Source organism: Microbulbifer agarilyticus S89, from assembly GCF_000220505.1.
GTDB classification, from domain to species: domain Bacteria; phylum Pseudomonadota; class Gammaproteobacteria; order Pseudomonadales; family Cellvibrionaceae; genus Microbulbifer; species Microbulbifer agarilyticus_B.
The window spans coordinates 102,994-122,846 of the sequence record NZ_AFPJ01000009.1; the positions used below are offsets into that span (position 1 = coordinate 102,994).

The 19,853-nt window shown below is 58.3% G+C and carries 15 protein-coding genes; 8 read left to right on the plus strand and 7 right to left on the minus strand.

Going from position 1 to position 19,853, the window contains the following annotated elements; all coding sequences use genetic code 11:
- Nucleotides 1–15 precede the first annotated feature (15 nt).
- The 3 genes from AS89_RS0102980 to AS89_RS0102990 all read right to left on the minus strand — a co-directional run bounded on the left by AS89_RS0102980 (nt 16) and on the right by AS89_RS0102990 (nt 5,984).
- Nucleotides 16–3,171, minus strand: coding sequence for an efflux RND transporter permease subunit (locus AS89_RS0102980; protein ID WP_010130840.1), 3,156 nt, complete (start codon nt 3,169–3,171; stop codon nt 16–18).
- Nucleotides 3,168–4,457 carry an efflux RND transporter periplasmic adaptor subunit gene (locus AS89_RS0102985; protein ID WP_010130841.1) on the minus strand — a complete coding sequence of 430 codons (1,290 nt, stop codon included), beginning with the start codon at nt 4,455–4,457 and terminating at the stop codon, nt 3,168–3,170. The genes AS89_RS0102980 and AS89_RS0102985 overlap by 4 nt, the downstream gene beginning before the upstream one ends.
- 63 nt (nt 4,458–4,520) lie before the next feature.
- A complete protein-coding gene (locus tag AS89_RS0102990; RefSeq protein WP_010130842.1) occupies nt 4,521–5,984 on the minus strand; it encodes an efflux transporter outer membrane subunit in 1,464 nt (487 codons plus the stop codon).
- A 330-nt stretch (nt 5,985–6,314) separates the two neighbouring features.
- Between AS89_RS0102990 and AS89_RS0102995 the strand changes: the two genes are divergently transcribed.
- The 4 genes from AS89_RS0102995 (at nt 6,315) to AS89_RS0103015 (ending at nt 11,012) form a co-directional block, all read left to right on the plus strand.
- The gene (locus AS89_RS0102995; protein ID WP_010130843.1) at nt 6,315–7,499 is read left to right on the plus strand and encodes an acyl-CoA dehydrogenase; all 1,185 of its coding nucleotides are present in this window, start codon (nt 6,315–6,317) and stop codon (nt 7,497–7,499) included.
- Between the two features lie 189 nt (nt 7,500–7,688).
- Complete coding sequence (locus AS89_RS0103000) at nt 7,689–8,306, plus strand: trimeric intracellular cation channel family protein (protein ID WP_010130844.1); 618 nt, start codon at nt 7,689–7,691, stop codon at nt 8,304–8,306.
- A 243-nt stretch (nt 8,307–8,549) separates the two neighbouring features.
- Nucleotides 8,550–10,064: an alpha/beta hydrolase gene (locus AS89_RS0103010; protein ID WP_010130846.1), complete on the plus strand. Its 1,515-nt coding sequence runs from the start codon at nt 8,550–8,552 to the stop codon at nt 10,062–10,064.
- 87 nt (nt 10,065–10,151) lie between these two features.
- A complete protein-coding gene (locus tag AS89_RS0103015; RefSeq protein ID WP_010130847.1) occupies nt 10,152–11,012 on the plus strand; it encodes a sulfurtransferase in 861 nt (286 codons plus the stop codon).
- 15 nt (nt 11,013–11,027) lie between these two features.
- Here the strand turns inward: AS89_RS0103015 and msrA are convergent, their stop codons facing one another.
- Nucleotides 11,028–11,657 carry a peptide-methionine (S)-S-oxide reductase MsrA gene (gene msrA, locus AS89_RS0103020; protein ID WP_010130848.1) on the minus strand — a complete coding sequence of 210 codons (630 nt, stop codon included), beginning with the start codon at nt 11,655–11,657 and terminating at the stop codon, nt 11,028–11,030.
- A gap of 40 nt (nt 11,658–11,697) precedes the next feature.
- Nucleotides 11,698–12,315 (minus strand): class I SAM-dependent methyltransferase, encoded by a 618-nt coding sequence (locus tag AS89_RS0103025; protein WP_010130850.1) that lies wholly within the window; start codon nt 12,313–12,315, stop codon nt 11,698–11,700.
- Nucleotides 12,316–12,559: 244 nt separating this feature from the next.
- Here AS89_RS0103025 and AS89_RS0103035 point away from each other — a divergent pair, with 244 nt between their 5' ends.
- Nucleotides 12,560–13,825 (plus strand): porin, encoded by a 1,266-nt coding sequence (locus tag AS89_RS0103035; protein ID WP_010130851.1) that lies wholly within the window; start codon nt 12,560–12,562, stop codon nt 13,823–13,825.
- A gap of 45 nt (nt 13,826–13,870) precedes the next feature.
- Nucleotides 13,871–14,431, plus strand: coding sequence for a molecular chaperone DnaJ (locus AS89_RS0103040; protein ID WP_010130852.1), 561 nt, complete (start codon nt 13,871–13,873; stop codon nt 14,429–14,431).
- A 17-nt stretch (nt 14,432–14,448) separates the two neighbouring features.
- Here AS89_RS0103040 and AS89_RS0103045 read toward each other — a convergent pair whose 3' ends face one another.
- Nucleotides 14,449–15,243 carry a methyltransferase gene (locus tag AS89_RS0103045; RefSeq protein ID WP_010130853.1) on the minus strand — a complete coding sequence of 265 codons (795 nt, stop codon included), beginning with the start codon at nt 15,241–15,243 and terminating at the stop codon, nt 14,449–14,451.
- A gap of 6 nt (nt 15,244–15,249) precedes the next feature.
- Complete coding sequence (locus tag AS89_RS0103050; RefSeq protein WP_010130854.1) at nt 15,250–15,954, minus strand: DUF599 domain-containing protein; 705 nt, start codon at nt 15,952–15,954, stop codon at nt 15,250–15,252.
- Nucleotides 15,955–16,170: 216 nt separating this feature from the next.
- On the opposite strand from AS89_RS0103050, the gene AS89_RS0103055 reads away from it, so the two are divergent.
- Nucleotides 16,171–19,083, plus strand: coding sequence for an insulinase family protein (locus AS89_RS0103055; RefSeq protein ID WP_010130855.1), 2,913 nt, complete (start codon nt 16,171–16,173; stop codon nt 19,081–19,083).
- Nucleotides 19,080–19,850, plus strand: coding sequence for a carboxy-S-adenosyl-L-methionine synthase CmoA (gene cmoA / locus AS89_RS0103060; protein WP_010130856.1), 771 nt, complete (start codon nt 19,080–19,082; stop codon nt 19,848–19,850). Before AS89_RS0103055 ends, cmoA begins: the two co-directional genes overlap by 4 nt.
- Nucleotides 19,851–19,853 lie beyond the last annotated feature (3 nt).

Here is a 19,853-nt window from a genome sequence, read left to right on the forward strand (position 1 = left end):
CCCCGGGCCAAGGCCTCACTTTGCGGCTCGGCGCAATGCATGGTGCTTCAGCATGCCGAACAGGGCCGGGATGTCACGGGAAAACATCAGGTACAGGCAGGGAACCAGCAGCAAGGAAATCGCCGTAGCCGCCAGTATCCCGTAGCCCAGGGAGATGGCCATGGGAATCATAAACTTGGCCTGTACCGACTTTTCAAAAATCATCGGCACTAGGCCGCAAAACGTGGTTACCGTGGTCAGTACAATTGGTCGGAAACGCCGGGCAGCGGCGGCTTTGATGGCATCGGTAATTGCCACACCCTGCATCCGCAGGCGGTTGCCATATTCAATCATCACCAGCGTGTCGTTGATCACCACCCCCGCCAGCGCCACCATGCCAAGCAAGCTCACCATGCTGAGCCCATAGCCCATGATCAGGTGGCCCAGAATTGCGCCAATAACACCAAACGGGATGGCCACCATCACCGTAAGCGGTTGGATATAACTCTTTAACGGAATCGCCAATAGAAAATACAGCACCGCCAGTGTCAGCGTGAATGTCATCCCCAGTGATGAGAGGCCCTCACGTTCATCCGCTTGTCTCCCCTCGTAGGACAGGCTCAGTCCCGGATACTGCGCCAGCAATTGCGGCACCAGTGTCTGCTCAAGCTCGTTGATCACCAGCGCAGCCTGGTCTGCAGGCTCAACCTCTGCGGTCACCTTCATGACCCGTCGGCCCTCGCGACGATCGATGGTGGCAAAAGCACGCCCCTGTTCGACCAGCACCAGATCCGGTAGTGGCAACCACACGCCGTTGCCGGTACGGATCATGATGTTATCTACATCGTCCAGCGTCACCCGTTCCTCTTCTGGCAAGCGCACCATCACCTTTACCTGATCGCGCCCACGCTGCTGACGCAGCGCCTCGGCACCATACAGAGAGGCGCGTAGCTGGCGCCCTATTTCTTCGGCGGTCAGGCCGAGGCTTTTTGCGGTATCGGTCAGGGTCAGGTCAAGCTGGCGCTTTCCTTGCGAAACCCCGGCATCGATATCGCCCACTGCGAGAAAGCCAGACAATCCTGCGGCCAACTGTTGCGCGGCCTCGTCCAGCAAATCGGTGTCGGTGTGTCGCAGCTCAATGGTGAGCGCAGGCCCGGCACCGGGACCACCGTGATCACTGGCGAAACTCGAACTGAGCGCGCCCGGCACGGTGCCCACTTGGCGCCGCCACCGGCGTACAAAATCTCCCGTTGAAACCTCGCGCTGATCACCAGGCGTCAGGTAAACATCAACCTGTACGGTATCGTCACGGATCAGGCCACGCATGCCGATAAACACACCTTCCCTGCCCGTGTCGTCGAGGATGACATCTGCAGCACCCATGATCTGCATGCGCGCGCGTTCCAGCTGTGCTTCCGCAGTGCCGGGAGGAAATGTCACCTGCACCCGGCCGGTATCTCGCTCCACCCGCGGCATCAGGGTAAACCCCATACGACCACTGGCGGCATAGCCTGTCATTACGATAAGAATGGAAATCGCCAGGGATATGGTGAAGTAGCGATGCCGTACGCAAGTGTCGAGCAAGGGTTTGAAGCGTCGCTCGACGAAGCGGTCCAAACCGCGCGCCACCATTTTCTGGCGGGCCGCCAAGCGTCGCGCCGAGCGACTCCGGTGGCCGCGTTTGGAATGCGCCAAATGTGCCGGCAGGATAAACAGCGCTTCTATCCAAGACACAACGAATACGGACCCCACCACAAACGGGATAACGCCAAAGATCTTGCCCATAAACCCGGGCAATTGGCTCAGGGGGATAAAAGCAACGATATTGGTGAGAATCGCAAAGGTCAGCGGTACCGCCACCTGACGAGCACCCGCCACGGCCGCATCGAAATTGCTGTATCCGCGCTGGCGCCACTCGTAAATATTTTCGCCGGCAATAATCGCATCATCGACTACGATGCCCAACGCAATAATGAACGCAAACATGCTGACCATGTTGATCGATATGTCGATCCAGGGCAGGAACAGTAATGCTCCCAGGAAACTGATCGGAATACCCAGGGTCACCCAAAATGCGAGGCGCAATTCGAGGAAGATCCCCAGAACCACAAACACCAGCAGTAGGCCGATAAAGCCATTTTTCAATAACAGAGACAGGCGTTCTTTGAATATTTGCGAGTCGTCATCGCGTACCGTGACAAAAACTCCCGGCGGCAGGCTTTGGCGCACGTCATCGAGTACCGCGTGGGTAGCCTTGCTCACGCTCATCGGCGTTTGGTCACCAATCCGGAATACGTCGATGCCGGCCGCCGGTTCGCCGTTGAACACCATATTGCGCGGCTCATCCACCAGCGCGTCACGAATTGTGGCGATATCACCCAAACGCACCGTACCGCCGCCGGGGCTTTGCGCCACCGCGATATCGCCAAACTGTCGGGCCCAGTCCTTGCGTTCGGTGACCCGCACGAGGATTTCTCCGGCCTCAGACTTCACCCCGCCGGCAGGCACATCGACCGCCGCGTTGCGCACCAGTTGAGAGATCAGGGGCAAGGAGAGGTTGTAGCGCCGCAAATCGTCTCGATGTACCTCGATCGCAACCTCATAATCACGTACCCCATAGGCCTCGAGCTGGGTGATATCTGGATGCGCTTCCAGTTTGTCGTACACCTGCATGACGAAAGCGCGTAGGGTCCGATCGTCGACATTGCCGTGTACCACAATATCGAGCACATCCCGTTTGCGCTCGACGAGACTTACTTGTGGGCGCTCGATATCCGTTGGAAAGGTCGACACGCGATCAATCGCAGCCTGTACGTCCTGAAAAACCTTGTTCGCATCGGCGTCTTCCTCCAATTCGATGGTAAGACTCGCACTACCCTCACTGGCGCTACCGCGCAACTCCTTGATTCCCACGAGGCCAGTTACCGCCTGTTCTGCGGGCACCAGCACGCCCCGCTCCACCTCTTCCGGACTGGCACCCGGATATGAAATATTTACCGTAATCAAATCCAGGCTGAATTCCGGGAATACCTCCTTTTTGATGGTGAGAGAAAAAATCAGACCGCCAATCAAAAACACCAGCATCAACAGATTTGCCGTGACATGGTTGTGGGCCATCCAGGCGATCGCACCGCGCGAGGTATCGATTGGGGGGCGCTTGCCGCGAAACAGGGGGTCGTTAGGATTGCTCATCCACGCTCACCATCTGTGCCTTTCTCGATGGACTCTGGTGATTGCTCGGGGAGCTCAGGCGGTGGCGGCACGTCTCGCGAACTCGCAGGCTTGTTGCGCCGCCGTAACTCGGGATTGTCGGAATAGATTGGGTGCCCTGACGGCGCTGAACCTTTCCTGGTACGCACCGGCATATTCTCGGTAACGGCGGTAAGACGTGTGGTCACGAGCTGTTCGCCGCCACTCAAACCACTTTGCAGCACCGCATACTCCCCGTCGAAGTGCGATACCACGACCGGCTGGATCTGCAACTTGCCATCATCCACAACCCACACCCGGTTGCCATCCTGCAGCGCGGTCAGAGGAATACGTACTTGCTCGCCCGCACTGCGGCCTGTGATTTCTACCCGCGCAAGGTCATTCAGCAGCAGGCGCGGTTCACCGGGGTTTTCCATACTCAGGGGATCGGCCAGTTCAATCAGTACCCGCCCCAACCGGCCCTGCTCTTCCAGAACCGGAATGACACGAACAAATTCACCCGCCCGCGATTCACCCAAAGGCCACTGACTGCCATAAATACGAACTTTTGCGCTAGGGGTGTTGAGCTGTGGTAACTGTCGAGCGGGCACCTCCACTTCTATCTGGAAGCGGTCGGCGCCGGCGACGGTATACATGACCCTGCCCGGTGCGACCCGATCGCCGACATCCACACTCCGGGCCACCAGCAAGGCGTTAAACGGTGCGCTTATTTGGGTCAACCTCAGGTCGCGCTCGGCCAGTTTTACCTGCGCTTGCGCCGCGTCCACTCGGGCCTGGGCGGCAGCAAGCTGAGGTTCGCGCAGTACCAGCGAAAGGTCGGCGTCAGGCAGTGAGCTGCCGAGCAACTCGTACTCTTCCTCCGCAACCAGGCGCTGCCCCTGCTCCTGCTGGAGTTCCGCGCGCCGCTCCGCCAGTGCACTGCGCGCCGACTGCAACGCAAGCTGATAGGGTTCACGCTCAATCTGCAAAAGCCGCTCGCCTTTGGCAACGGTCGCACCCGGCCCGAGATCGTAATTCAACCACTCTACCCGCCCCTCCACCTGCGGTTGCAATTCAACCTCCTCACGGGCGGACACCTTGCCGAGAGCCTGGATGGTGAGGGGAAATTCACCACGCTGCGCTTGCGTCACTTCAACCAGCAAGGGCGGCGCCTTGCGCTCACCCCGCTGCATGGTCGGTTTTTCCCGCAGCAGCCAACTGGAGACGGCAGACGCCAGCACGATCAGCACGATCGGAATGGCTATATTCCAGTTGATTTTATTTAGCATTAAAGCTCCGGCTATTCGGCCCAGGGGCCGATTGATCTTCCAGTGTGTGCCAAGTTGCTGCGCTCAATCCATCTGGCCGCTGTAGATATCCAGCTCCACGGGTAACGGCTCGGGCAGATCTTCTATGGGCAATCCCCCCGACAATGCGCGATATAAGGTGACCCTGTTTTCCAGCAGCTCGCGCCGCGCGGTCAAAAGTTCACGCTGTAACAACTGTTGGTTATTTGTCGACGACAGGACATTGAGGAAATCTACAGAGCCCTTGCCATAGGCGCGACGCTGACGCAACGTAATCTGGTCTGCCAGCTGCGTGCGGGTTTCCAGGTAGGACAATCGCGTTCGAATCGCGTGCTCGTTAATCAGTGCCTGCTCCACCTCGGAAAGTGCCTGCATGACCGTGTTGCGAAACATGGCCCAGCGCTCCTGCTCCGCAGCGGCCTGCTCGCGCTTGCGTGCAGCCAGGTTACCGCCATCAAAAATTACGCCTTCCAACGCGACACTCAGGTTGAGCAACCAGTCATTGGCGATATCTGAGATCGAGGTGCCACCGCCCGAGAAAAACATATCGAAGGACAGGGTCGGCAACCGCTCGGCCCAAGCCTGCGCAGACAGGTAGTGCCCCTGCAACACTTCTCGCTGGGCCCGTTGCACATCCGGCCGACGCAACAGCAGAGCTGTGGGAAAACCCGTGTCGGGCAGTGCGGGCAAGACCGGCAAACCGGTATCGATAAAAGCGGCAGGTGGCAGCGCTTCCGCACTTAGCCCCAGCAAGGCCGCCAGCTGGGTCACCAGTAGGTCGGCGTTCGCGCGACTTTGATCAAGATCCTGCTGCGATTGCTCGACCAGCTGCCGTTGCTGCAACACATCGGCTGCGGCAATAATCCCGCTACCGAAGCGCAATTCCAGCGCACGCAGGGTTTTCTGATTCACATCAAGTTGTGCGGTCAACAGATGCGCCTGCCCCCGCTGCTCCTGTAACTGCAGCCAAACACCGGCAACTTCAGCGGCGAGGCTCAGCGCGGCGGTCTGTACATTCATTTGCTGTGCCAGGCGGCCGGCCTCTGCCGCACGCGCGCCACTGCGTACCCGCCCCCATAAATCAATCTCATAGCTCGCCGCCAAATTGCCGGTCCAGGTATTCCCCTGGTTCTCACCACTGGCAAAATCGAAGCCATCGGTAGCCGAGCGCTTTTGCTCCGTGTTTTCGAGCCGCCCGCTCAACCGCGGCCAGAAGCCACTGCGGGCCTGTGCTGCCAGTGCGTCCGCCTGCGCCAGGCGCCAGTAGGTGGATTGCAAGTCCGGATTCTCCGCCAGTGCATGGTCAACCAAGGCATCGAGCCGCGGATCGCCAAAGCTCTGCCACCAGCGTTGATCGGTGTGTCCATTACCACTGGCTATAAACTGGTCGGGCAAGCCAAGCGCTTCTTGCGCGAGCCCGGGTGGTAAAGGAGGCGCCCCACTGCACCCGGCAAGGCCCAGGGCTGCCAGCAATCCAGTTACGGCAATAAGTTTTGGCAGTTCGTCCATGAAGCCCGCTTGCCTTAGCCTAAGGTCCTAGACACGTATATTTTCATTATCAAAGCCAATATCCCGGGCACCAACACGATTTACCTTTGTTTACCCGAGCATCCACTTCTGGACCGTCCGGCCAAAAAAAGTGATCACAAACGTGAAATTGGCTCTGAGCTCCGCTATGATGGCGCAGCAATTGATCATGCGCCGCCACTTCGTGACCGGTCATCCGGCCTGAGCCCTCCGCTCCGGGGTAGCAACCGTTGAATCTACGGTGATTTGCTTACCATAGACGTATGCGTGATCGAGAATCCCTTGTTTACTGACCATGTACGGGTTCAACACATGAGCAAAAATCAGCCACTGGCACACTGGGACGACATCCTGCTACTGGACCGTCAACTGAGCGACGAAGAGCGCATGATCCGCGATACCGCACGCGAATACTGTCAGTCGAGACTGATGCCGCGTGTGCTTGAAGCCAACCGCAATGAAATTTTCCATCGCGAAATTATGGAAGAAATGGGCGAGCTTGGCCTGCTGGGATCGACCATCGAAGGCTACGATTGCGCCGGTTTGAACTATGTGTCCTACGGTCTGGTGGCACGCGAAGTTGAACGCGTCGACTCCGGCTACCGCTCTGCCATGAGCGTGCAGTCCAGCCTGGTAATGCATCCAATCTATGCCTACGGCAGCGAAGCCCAGAAGCAGAAGTATCTGCCGAAGCTCGCCTCCGGTGAATGGGTAGGTTGTTTTGGTCTTACCGAGCCGGACGCTGGTTCCGACCCCGGCGGTATGAAGACCCGCGCCAAGAGTGTCGATGGCGGCTACCGCCTCAGCGGCTCCAAGATGTGGATCACCAACAGTCCGATCGCCGATGTATTCGTGGTTTGGGCCAAAGATGATGAAGGTGATATTCGCGGTTTCGTGCTGGAAAAAGGCATGGAAGGTTTGAGCGCGCCAAAAATCGAGGGCAAGTTCTCTCTGCGCGCTTCCATCACCGGTGAAATCGTGATGGACAACGTGTTTGTTCCGGAAGAAAACCGCTTCCCCGACATCAAAGGCCTGAGCGGCCCGTTCGGCTGTTTAAACCGCGCCCGCTACGGTATTTCCTGGGGTGCCATGGGCGCCGCCGAATACTGCTGGCACGCCGCGCGTCAGTACGGCCTGGATCGCAAACAGTTCAACAAGCCACTGGCACAAACCCAGCTGTTCCAGAAAAAGCTTGCTGACATGCAGACCGAAATCACGCTGGGCCTGCAGGGTTCCCTGCGTGTTGGCCGCCTGATGGACGAACAGAAAGACTTCGACCCAACAATGATCTCGCTGGTGAAGCGCAATAACTGCGGCAAAGCCCTGGAGATTGCCCGTATCGCACGGGACATGCACGGCGGTAATGGTATTGCCGACGAATTCCACGTTATTCGCCACGCGATGAACCTGGAAGCCGTTAATACCTACGAAGGCACCCACGATGTGCACGCGCTGATTCTCGGCCGCGCGCAAACCGGCCTGCAGGCATTTTTCTAAGAGCCTGTACTCCGCGCGCCCTTCGGGCCCATAATCTGGGTAACTGAGGGCGCGCGCTACTACCGACCGGCAACCCAAGTTCTGCCGTCACTCCCCTGCAACATCAGCGTCTAGGCGCCCTCTTCCCGATCGACAGGTGCTCTTTAACCCGAATCACCTCTTACTCTGTACCCACGTGGCCCGGACCGGATGGAACAACTTCTTTACTGGTGTGACCTGATCGGTATCGTCGTTTTTGCCTTTACCGGAGTATTGGCCGCGGGTCACAAGCAGATGGATCTGTTTGGCGCGGTGGTGCTTGCCTGCGTCACCGCCGTCGGTGGCGGAACTATTCGCGACATGATTTTGAATGTACCGGTATTCTGGCTTCACGGTGGCCATTACCTGGGCATTGCCGCGGCCACTGGTGTCGTCAGTTTCTATGTGATCCGCTATTTCAGCGTGCCCATGCGACTGCTGATGATCGCCGACGCCGCGGGGCTGGCGGTATTCGTTGTTATTGGCACACAAAAGGCGCTTAACCTCGGGTTTTCGCCGGGCATCGCGATAGTGATGGGCGTGATGACCGGAACCTTTGGTGGACTCATACGCGACATCCTGTGTGGCGATATCCCGCTGTTACTGAGACGGGAAATTTATGCCACCGCAGCCTTGAGTGGCGCCGCCGCTCTGGTGATACTGGACGACCTTGCGGTGCTACCCGGCAAAATCGTGGTAGCCATCGCAATACTGGCCACGCTGTCAATCCGCCTGGCCGCCCTGCGCTGGAACCTGTCCGCGCCGATCGCCCGCTTCGGGCCGGAGTGAAGCACCAGCCGTCGTATTATTTGGATTCAGAACCTTCTTATGCCGTTACCCTCTCTCACTTGCTCGCACCGGTTAAACCCGCCACCTGTTCGCCGTATCTTCCTCACCGGATTGCTGATATTGGCGGCCGTGCTGGGCGGCTGCACACGCGAGGACCCGACGGAGCCCGTATCGCCTAGCAGACTGATCCCCAAGTCCTGTTGGTTCAGTACCGAAGCAAGCTGGCCAACCACCCAGTGCTTCATGATGGAAGTCCCTGAGGATCACGCCAAACCCGAGGGCCGCAAGATCCAATTCCCGGTGGTGCGCTTTTACGCGGAGATCAGCGACCCGGATAAAGACCCCCTACTACACCTGGGTGCTGGCGGGCCGGGCGCAAGCCTCGGACTGGAACCCCAGAATGCCAGCGACTGGTTGTGGGTGAACTATTCCTCGATGACCGTGGAAGACGGACGCGACCTGATCGTAATGGATCCGCGCGGTACCGGCATGGCAAGCCCGAAGCTTTCCTGTGATGAATTTATCGAGGATGCAGACCTCGCCTTTACCCGTCGCCTGAGTAGCGACGAGGAAGCACGGGTATTTACCTATAGCATGGAGCGCTGCTATAGCCGGCTCAGTCAAATAGCAGACCTTTCCCAATACAACAGCGCCGTGGTTGCGCAGGATGTGGAAGCCCTGCGTGAAGCGCTGGGTGTCCCCAAACTGAATCTGTACGGCGTATCCTATTCGACCCGCTACGCACTGACGGTTGCCCGCGACTTCCCGGAATCCGTGCGCGCAATGGTGCTCAACAGCGCCGTCTTCCCGCAAATTATCTACACCCAGACACTGCCCGAGGATGTCACGGCGGCGTACCGGAGGGGTGTGGATTTCTGCCGCCAGGACAAGGAGTGCAACAAACGCTACCCGGACCTCGAACAGCGCCTGGAAGCGCGGGTGCAGGCACTGGATGAGTCCCCAATCGTGGTGGACACTGGCAATATCCACCCAGGCGAACAGTACCCGTTTGTACTCAGTGGCCAACGGCTATTGCGGGTACTCTTCCAGGCTCTGTATAACGAAACCTTTTTCAAAGAGCTGCCCGCAATTATTGAAGAGCTGGAGTCTGATCAGGCCGAGCTACTCAAGCCCGCCATTGCCCGCTTTATGGGCCTGGTGCTTGACCCTAATTTCGGCGATGCCGCAGGCATCAGCCACTTCTGCTTTGAAGAAGCCCCGTTTGTTGATTTTGAAGAGGCCAGCCAGCTGGCGGCCAAGAGCGGCATCCTCGGTCGTTCGGTGCGCGCTGACATCGATATGATGCAAATGCAGTGTCGAATTTGGGCGGTACCCGCCGCGCCTTTGCTGGAGTCGCAGGCCATTCAAACCCAGGTGCCGACGCTGGTCATGCACGGTGCCCTGGACCCGGTACTCTCGGTCGACGATGCCGACCGCGCGCGCCAAGAACTACCAAATCACCAGTGGGTAGTCTTTCCCGAGTTGGCACACGATGTCATTTCGGCAAGCGAGTGTGCTGAGCAAGCCGCCGCAGACTTTCTGGATCAGCCAGAATCCTCAATCGCCGAGAGCGTACTCAATTGCCGCAAGGAAGAGCTCGCGCGGCAAGCCCAACTGGAGGCAAAAATTGCCGAGCTGGAATCGGAACGCGCCCAGGAAACCGGTGAGCAGGCCGAGCCTGCCAGCGAGACAACGCGCCCCGAGGGCCCACGCCACACACCAAGGGTCAGTGGTAGTCGATACACCGAGAGCCCTTAACCTGCGCAAGGCGCCTCGCAGCCGCTGGACAAACGCGCTGTAGAAGCTTAATTTGAGGGGATATAAAGACAATAAAAAGCAGTAGCTATGAATTATCAGGGTGTAATTGAAGTTGCCGAACTGGCTGCACTGCAGGCGCAGCAGAGCCGTGAAGATGGCCAGTTGGTCCTGTTGGATTGCCGCTACGATCTGGCTGACATCGAGGTCGGGCAGCAAGCATTTCTCAAGGCGCATATTCCCGGCGCGCAGTATGCCAGCCTGCACCGGGACCTCTCCGCCCCGATCGAACGCTACGGCGGCCGCCACCCGCTCCCCACCGCACAGCAGTTTTCCGAGTTTGCCCGCCACTGCGGCATCCACGAACACACGCAGGTCGTGCTATACGATGCCCAGCGCTGTGCCTTCGCAGCCCGCGCCTGGTGGTTGCTGCGCCATTTCGGCCATACCAATGTCGCAATTTTAAATGGCGGCTTCGGTGCCTGGCAGGCTTCAGGAATGGATACCGAGAGTGGCGAACCACAAGCACCCGCACCGGGCAACTTTACGGCAAAGACTCAGGCCGGCGAGCTATTGAGCTATAGCGATATCTACCCCAACCTGGAAAATCCACCATGGAAACTGGTGGACGCCCGAGAGAACAAGCGGTTTCTCGGTAATGAAGAGCCGATTGACCCGATCGCCGGGCACATTCCCGGCGCTATCAATAAACCCTGGCAGGAAATAACCGACACGGACGGCAAGATTCTGCCTCCGGCTGCGCTGCGTGCACACTGGCAAAGTATTCCCGCGGACGATGGCATCGTATGTTATTGCGGCTCAGGGGTTACCGCCTGCGTGAACCTGTTTTCGCTGCACCTGATCGGTCGCGAGGCCCGTTTGTATCCGGGCAGCTGGAGTGACTGGTGCGCGCACATACTGCATCCGCGCAACGCACCAGCCAAGGCGTAAGGCGTAAAGCAGGAATCAGCGCAGTAGACAGGCACCCGTACCAGCTAAACCACAGTAACCACCGGGGTTTTTCGCCAGATACTGCTGGTGATCTTGCTCCGCATAGTAGAAGGTCGGGGCCGGCTGGATCTCTGTGGTGATCGCACCGAAACCTTTGTCCTCCAGCGCCTGCTGGAATGCCGCTTCCGATGCCCGCGCCTGCTCGGCCTGTTCGTCGCTGTAGGTGTAAATCACTGAGCGGTACTGGGTTCCCAGATCATTCCCCTGGCGCATACCCTGGGTTGGATCATGCTCCTCCCAGAAGTGACGCAATAACTCCTCGTATCGCACTTTCGCAGGGTCAAACACCACCAGCACCACTTCCGTGTGGCCGGTGCCACCGGTACACACCTCGCGGTAATTTGGATTTAGCGTGACGCCGCCGGCATAACCGACCGCCGTCACCCAAACTCCATCGATCTCCCAGAACAAACGTTCAGCACCCCAAAAGCAGCCCATGCCAAACACCGCCTGCTCCATTCCTTCAGGGAATGGCGGCACCATCGCGTTTCCGGACACAAAGTGCTTGCCAGAGATCGGCATAGGCTCCTCGCGGCCTGGCAGCGCCTCATCTGGGGTAGGAATACGGGACTTGTCGAACTGCATGGTGTGTACCTCAAATATCCGTGGTCGCCGGCGGCGTGAACTATTCGCCTGCGAGCATAATACAGCCGGAGGCCTTCATTGGCTGCGCAGTCTGCCACTCGAAGTATTGCGCGTCGAGTTTTTCCACCGCGCGCTCACCGAGGCGGCGAAATGGGGAGCGCCCTGGGTCGACCAGCATCACCCGCCCAACCCCCGCGCGCATAGCCCGCCGCGTCAGGTTAAACAGGGGCGCCTCTAACTGGTCCCAAAAGCAGATATCCGTGCCAATAACCGCATCAAACTCCGCCAATGCGGTCTGTGTCACTTTCTCATAGCGGCATTGCCACGTGGTGATTACTACGCCGTTGAGCGCGGCGTGGTAATTCGCAAATGGAAATACGCTGGGGTCGGCGTCCAGGGAAGTCACTTTTGCCGAAAATGCTTTCGCGCAGAAAATGCCACCCAGGCCCCAGCCACAGCCCAGATCCAGCACACGCGCGCCCTTCTTGAGCGGGTGCTTCCTCAGGTAGTCCATGGTGAGGCAGGAACTCTTCCAAAACTTGTTGCCATGCAGGCTCGCGTCGCCGGCCTCGCGGCGCAATTTGCGCATGTCCGGGTGCGCATTTTTTCGCACAACCAGTCCAAACATGGAACGGCTCAGAGAATCACTTTCAATCAATGAAGTACTCCATATGGGCTGAGGTTAACCAAGTGGCCAGGCGGAGAAACTCGCAGAAACAAGGTTGCCCGTGCCAAATATCCGCAGTGTACCTATTCCACGGTACCAGTTCAGCCAGCTGGTCTATTTTTGCTGATGAGCCGCCATCAGGGCTAGCGTCTTTATCGTGTTCTTGATCGTGCTCTTGATCGCGATGGTGACGTGCGGCAACCACATAACAGATTCTGTAAAAAGAGGCACAGAAATGCATAAAAATACTCGCAGACAATGGCTGGCAGCTGCTGCCCTGCTTTTGGTCGGCGAGAGTTACGCCGTGCCGATTTACGAGGGCAATGACGTAACCCTGGAGATGACGGGATACTTTACCGCGCATATGGTGAATTCCTACGGCGAAACCATTATGCAGGATGGCGCATCCAGGATCGCATTCAAACTTGACGTTCCTGTTTACGGTGATTGGGACACCGGCTTCCACCTCGAGTGGGGTGTGGCCGCCATCTCATCGGCACAGGACCTCATCGTTCAGGGTGATCAGCAGGTATCTCCAGACAATCGCGATTTATCCCTGTATCTGCGCCAGGGAAATGCGCACGCGGAGCATGAAAAGTGGGGACGCTTCTCTGCCGGTAAACAGTGGGGCGCCTATTACGAAGTCACCTATATAACCGACTGGTTTAACGTGTCTGGTGGCTTGGCGAGCGGCACTTACTCCTACGGAACCGATGGAGGCAGTACCGGCAGTGGGCGTGCGGATAGCGCGCTTGCCTGGCGCAAAACCTGGGTGTTTGATGACAGTGAGTTCAAGATTGCACTCCAGCGTGCCGCCCATGTGGCAGATCTCAACATCAGCATACGCGATGCATTTGGGCCGAATACGCTGTTTGTATGCCCGCCACGGGATTGTGAGTTTGGACAGAGCCATGGCATTGCCATGGTATACCGTGCCAATGTGGGCAAAGGCATTATGCTGGGCGCGTCCTACAATCGGGTCAAGCTCGATATCAACTCAAATAACGGCGAGGTTTTCGAATTCATAGATGGCGAGGAAGTTCTCATCGCCCGGAATGTTCCAATCAGCGCAAGCACCAACACCTGGGCGAGTGCCATCGGCGCCTATTACGGAGGCGCCCCCTTTACCAAGGGTTGGTACGTTGCCGGTGTTGTGCAGCGGTCCCAAAACAACGAGTTAGCACCGGTTGGCTCCGTAACCGGTATCACCAACTTCTTCGATGCCAAGGGTTCGGAATCCTTTTTCAGTTACACCTGGGGTGCGAACGACTGTTACTCAGTGTACGGTGGCCACAACTACCTGGTATCCGACGACCCAGAGTTTGACGCTGCACTGGTGGAGGACAGCCGATTCAAGTTGGCCCAGTACTATTACGGCTTCCAATACCAGTGGAACAAGCGTGTGCGGCTCTACTTCGAAAATGCAGCCGATGCGAGCAACCGGGTCGCACGCCCGGTGGTCAATGACTTTATAGCCGTCGGCTTTCGAATCGACATCTGATAGGCTTGTGCCCTGAGTCAATATTCGATCCCGGAGCAGTAGACCTTGGGCCGCATCATTCTTTTAATTGCCGTGGCGATTTTCGCCTGGCTGGCCATCCAAAAATTCAAGTACAGCCCGCCGGAACAACGGCGCAAACTGGTGATTCAGTGGGTACTGATCGCGCTGGCCCTGGGCGCGGTGTTGCTTGCGGTGACCGGCCGCCTGCATTGGGTGGGTGCTGCGGTGGCGGTGGTCCTGCCTATTCTCAACCGACTCTGGCGTACTTTCGGCCGTCACCTTCCCTGGATTGCGCCTCTCATCGCAAAGCACGCGCAGGCGCGCGCGCAAAAGCAACAGGATAAATCGCAACGCACGCAGTCTGGGGAGTATTCTGAGGAATCTGGTGAGGATCAAGCACACGCGAAGCCGAATTCGGAACCCCAGCTCACGCTCGCCGAAGCACGCAAGATCCTGAGTGTGCCCGCCAACGCCAGCCGCGAAGAGATTATTGGCGCCCATCGCAAACTGATCCAAAAATTCCACCCGGACCGCGGTGGCAGCGACTATCTGGCCTCGCGCATTAATGCAGCCAAGGCTCTGTTACTCAAAAACCTGGACGGCTAGCATGCGCAACCGCCCACCTAGGCGCGGCGGCACAGCAAGTGGACGTATCGCGCCAGTTGGCGGTACGGGTCAATGCGGGAGTAGCGCAATTCTTTTTCCACGATCGGCTCTGGCGGCAACTTGTCGCGCATCTCCGGCGTCATAAAATCGTGAAAGCAGCGGATGCCACTGTGCGCCACGATGCTGAGACCCGCCTGCGCTACCCAATCCATGACATCTTCCGGAACCAAGGGATTCTGTGGTGTGAGGCTACCGGGATGACCGCTCCAATTGCCGTTTTCCAAGTGGCGATCGAGCTGCCGCAAACTGCCGCGCTGCAGCAGGCGAAATTCCAGCGCACGGCGGTTGTAGAAGGTCAGTGACAAATAGCCGCCCGGCTTCAGTTTGTCCGCCAGTTGGAGCAGCGCCGGTTGCGGCTCTGCCAGCCACTCCAGTACCGCGTGGCACAGCAGCAGGTCCGCCGGTGGTATATCGACGGTTTGCGGCAGCGCCTGCAACGGTAGCTGCTTAAGGGTGACACGCTCCTGCAGGCCCGCGGCTTGCACCGCATTCTGCGCCAGATCGAGCATCGCGCGGGAAATATCGGTAATCCACACGCGGCTGCCCGCTTTGGCCAGATCCAGTGCGAACTGCCCCTGCCCTCCACCGGCATCTATGACCACCGGAGCAGCGTCATCGCCCTGCTCCCGCGCCAATTTCAGATAGGGGGCCAGATCCCGCTGCAATACGGCCAGGCGGATGTCGCCCTTCAAGCCTCCGTAGATACGCTTCTTGAAACGCGCAGCAAGATCGTCGAAATTTCGATCAGCCATCGACGGTTACTTGTCCCGCGCCTGGTCTAGGGTCCGCCCCTCGGCCGCAAGAATGACCTGCAGCGTGCGGGATCGGAACTCACGCATGTACAGGACCCACACCACGGACAGGAAGCCGAATACAAAAAGCAGCGGGTGTACAAACCAGCCCATCACCGCCATCGAGAAATAGACGCAGCGCAGTCCGTAGTTATAACTGTGCCCAGCCTGGTCAATCACCTTGGCCGCGCTGATGGCGTAGCGGCGCCGGTCATCGGTGGAAACTTCGTCCTCTTTTACCGCCGGAGCCGCGCCCAGCAATACGTTGGCGAAAGAGTACTGACGCAGCGACCAGGTAAAGTTAAAGAACGCGAAAATATAGATGAGGATCAGCACCAGGACCTTGAGCTCGAATTGCTCAACCGTTGTCGTCTGCGCAAACGGCAGGCTGCTCAGTACCTCTACCGCGGCAATGTTTGCCGACAGTGCCGTCACCAGACCCGCGAGAATCAGAATGCTGGTGGACGCGAAAAAACCGATTACCCGCTCGAGATTGCTGAGGATGGCCGCATCCGCCACGCGCATATCCCGCTCCAGCATGCGCAGCATCCACTCGACCCGGTACCATTGCATCGATGAAGCCAGGCACCAGGCGGTCTTGGCCTTGCGGCGAGCGAACACGGTATAGCCTGCCCAGGTAAGGCAAAAGCCCGCAAGACTCGCAAAATCCATCCAGTTCAACGCACAACCCCCTTTGGACTACATTTATGGCGTCATCGAAATATAGGTAAAACAGGGTGCGAAGTTTCGCACCCATGGCGCATGTGTCAACAGCGGCCTGTCAACCCTGTCAATTCATTGCCGCTCAGCGCTAAAATGGCCGCCGATTTTGCCCCGGGAATCGCCAAGCCCACCCGGGGAACGCTAATTACCCACTGGAGCTTTCTTTTGAGCAACGTACACCCCGCATTCGAACCAGTAACCAGTGCCGAGATCGAATCCCTCGGCGTTCGCGTGGAAGAGTACCGTCATCGCGCCACTGGCGCCCAGCACCTGCACATTGCGGCAGACAATTCAGAAAATGTATTCCTGGTGGCCCTGCGCACCGTCCCCCACGACTCCACTGGGGTGGCGCATATCCTCGAGCACACTGCACTGTGCGGCAGCGAGAAGTACCCGGTGCGCGACCCCTTCTTTATGATGATCCGGCGCTCACTCAATACCTTTATGAACGCCTTTACCAGTTCCGACTGGACCGCCTACCCGTTTGCCAGCCAGAACCGAAAAGATTTTGACAACCTGCTGGACGTCTATCTGGACGCCGTATTCTTTGCCCGCCTGGATCCCCTGGACTTTGCCCAGGAGGGACACCGCCTGGAGTTCGCTGAGACCGAGAACCCGCAAAGTGACCTGGTTTTCAAGGGCGTGGTCTTCAATGAAATGAAGGGTGCCATGAGCTCCGTCACCTCGCAGCTGTGGCAAAAACTGAGCAAATATCTGTTCCCCACCAGCACCTATCACTTCAACTCCGGTGGCGAGCCCGCGGATATCCCAGATCTCAGCTACCAGCAGCTGGTGGATTTCTACCGCACCCATTATCACCCCAGCAACGCGATCTTTATGACCTTCGGTGATATTGATGCCGCGGAGCATCAGGCGGTGTTCGAAGAAAAAGCCCTGCATAAATTCGACCAACTCGACGAAAAAATTGCCGTTGAGCGGGAAAAATTGTACGTAGCACCGGTACGCGTCGAGGAAAACTACCCATTGCCCGCCGAAGAAGGCGACAAGGAAAAGACCCACATTGTGCTGGGCTGGCTGCTCGGTGATGTTACCGACCTGGAACAATCGCTGACTGCACATCTATTGGCAGGGGTACTCCTCGACAACAGTGCGTCGCCACTGATGCGCCTGTTAGAGACCACCGAGCTTGGGCAGTCCCCTTCCCCGCTGTGCGGCTTGGACGACAGCCAGCGTGAGCTGGTGTTTGTGTGTGGCATTGAGGGCAGCGAGCGTGAGCGTGCCGACGAACTGGAGCAACAAGTTCTCAAGGTGCTGGAAGATGTCGCCGAAAATGGTGTGCCTTACGAGCAGGTCTCCGCGGCACTGCACCAGCTGGAACTGCAACAGCGCGAGATCGGCGGCGACGGCTACCCCTACGGCCTGCAGCTGATCCTTACCGCACTCACTGGCGCTACTCACCGCGGTGATGCCATTGGCCTGCTCAACATTGACGCGACCCTGGAAAAACTGCGCGAGCAAATCAAGGACCCGCAATTCATCGCCAATGCGGCGCGCCAACTGCTGCTCGAAAATAATCACCGCGTCCGCCTGGTGCTGGCGCCCGACAGCAACATGGCGGAGCGCACCGAGCAGGCCGAGAAAGTCCGCCTGGAAGAGATCAAAGCGGGCCTCAGCGACCACGAAAAAGAGCAGATCATTGAAACCGCCAAGGCACTGGCGGATCGCCAGCAGCGTAAAGATGATGAGTCCATCCTGCCCAAGGTTGGGGTTGAGGATATCCCCACGGAACTACCGCGCGTGGATGGCACCATAGAAGACCTCAACGGCAACAAGATCAGCCGTTACGGTGCCGGCACCAACGGGCTTGTTTACCAGCAACTGGTTGCCGCATTGCCGGAATTCACCGATGAGGAACGCCTGCTGCTGCCCTACTACTGCCAGAGCCTGAGCGAAGTGGGTCTGGGTGACAAAGACTACTTGGAAGTGCAGCAGTGGCAAGCCGCGGTGGCCGGTTCACTGCACAGCTTTACCACCCAGCGCACCGCACTGGACAATCTCGACAGCCAGACCGGCCACTTCATTCTTTCCGGCAAGGCGCTGGCCGCAAACCAGGCGGCACTGACCGAACTGATGCAGGCCACCATGGAACAGGTGCGCTTCGACGAACTGCCGCGGCTCAAAGAGCTCCTGCTGCAGACCCTGGCCCGTCGTGAACAGTCCGTGGTCGGCAACGGTCATGCGCTTGCCATGGCCGCTGCCAGTGCCGGCTTTAACCGCGCTGCGGCCGATGGCCACGAGTTTGGTGGCCTGCAAGGGCTTCGTCAGCTGCGCGCGCTGGTTAAAGAGCTGGATACCGATCACGGTCTCGAGAATATTGCCGCCACGTTTAACGGCATCCACCAGAAAGTGCTCGGCGCTGAGCGCCAGTTCCTGGTGATTGGCGAAGAAGACAAACTGGACGCGTTCACCAGTGCGCTGAACCCACTGGCCAGTAGTAGCAGCGGCAACAGCGCCACAGCCAATGGTGCCTTCACACCGCGCCGGGTTCAGGAAATGTGGATTGCCAACAGCCAGGTGAACTTCTGTGCCAAGGCCTACCCCACCGTGCCCATGTCACACCCCGATGCGGCACCGCTGGCAGTACTTGGCGGCTTCCTGCGCAATGGCTACCTGCACCGTACCATTCGTGAGCAGGGCGGAGCCTATGGCGGCGGCGCCAGCCACGACGTCACGATCGGCGCTTTCCGTTTCTACTCCTATCGCGACCCGCGCATGGCCGACACGCTCAAGGACTTCGACGCATCCGTGGAATGGCTGCTGAACGAATCCCATGAAGACCTGCAGGTAGAGGAAGCCATCCTTGGCGTTGTTGGCGGTATGGACAAGCCCGGGTCGCCTGCGGGCGAAGCGAAGAAGTCCTTCCACTCCAACCTGTATGGCCGCACCCACGAAGTGCGCCAGGCTTTCCGTCGAAAAGTCACCGAGGTAACCCTCGACGACCTGCAGCGGGTAGGCAAGACCTACCTGCAGGCGGATAAAGCCAACACCGCCGTGGTTACCGGCAACCATGGTCGCGATGCAGGCCTTGCCCTCGACCTGCACGAAGAGAAACTGTGAGTAACCGGCGAGAAACCGAGAAGCACGTGAGCAAGAAAGACGACATCTTCGCCAGCCCGCTGGGACAGGTAGCCGGGTTTAGCTTTGACCAGTCTGTGGTGGAAGTATTCCCGGACATGATCCAGCGCTCGGTCCCGGGCTACACCACCATTGTGGCGATGATTGGCACCCTGGCGGAGCGCTATGCCCAGTCAGGGAGCCGTTGTTACGACCTGGGCAGCTCCCTATGTGCTGCCACCCTGGCCATGCGCCACCGCATCCCCGCGGCGGATTGTGAAATCGTCGCGGTGGATAATTCACCCGCGATGGTGGAACAGGCACGTGCGGTACTGGCGGCCGACAGCGGTCAAATCCCGGTGCAACTGGTGTGTGACGATTTGCAGAATGTGGACATTGAAAACGCCTCGGTGGTGGTGCTCAATTTCACCCTGCAATTTATCGCCACCGAACAGCGCGAAGCTATTTTGCAGAAGATATACGACGGCCTGCGCCCGGGCGGTGTGCTGATCCTATCCGAGAAGGTAGCCTTCTCCGACACCGACCATCAGGAGTTAATGATCGACCTGCATCACTCGTTCAAGGCGGCAAATGGCTACAGCGCGCTGGAAATAGCACAGAAACGCAGTGCGCTGGAAAATGTATTGATCCCGGAAACCTTGTTCGACCATCGCACGCGCCTGAAAAACGTCGGCTTCAGCAGTGTCGATGTTTGGTTCCAGTGCTTTAATTTCGCTTCGCTGATTGCGATCAAGCAGCGCAACCCGTAAGCG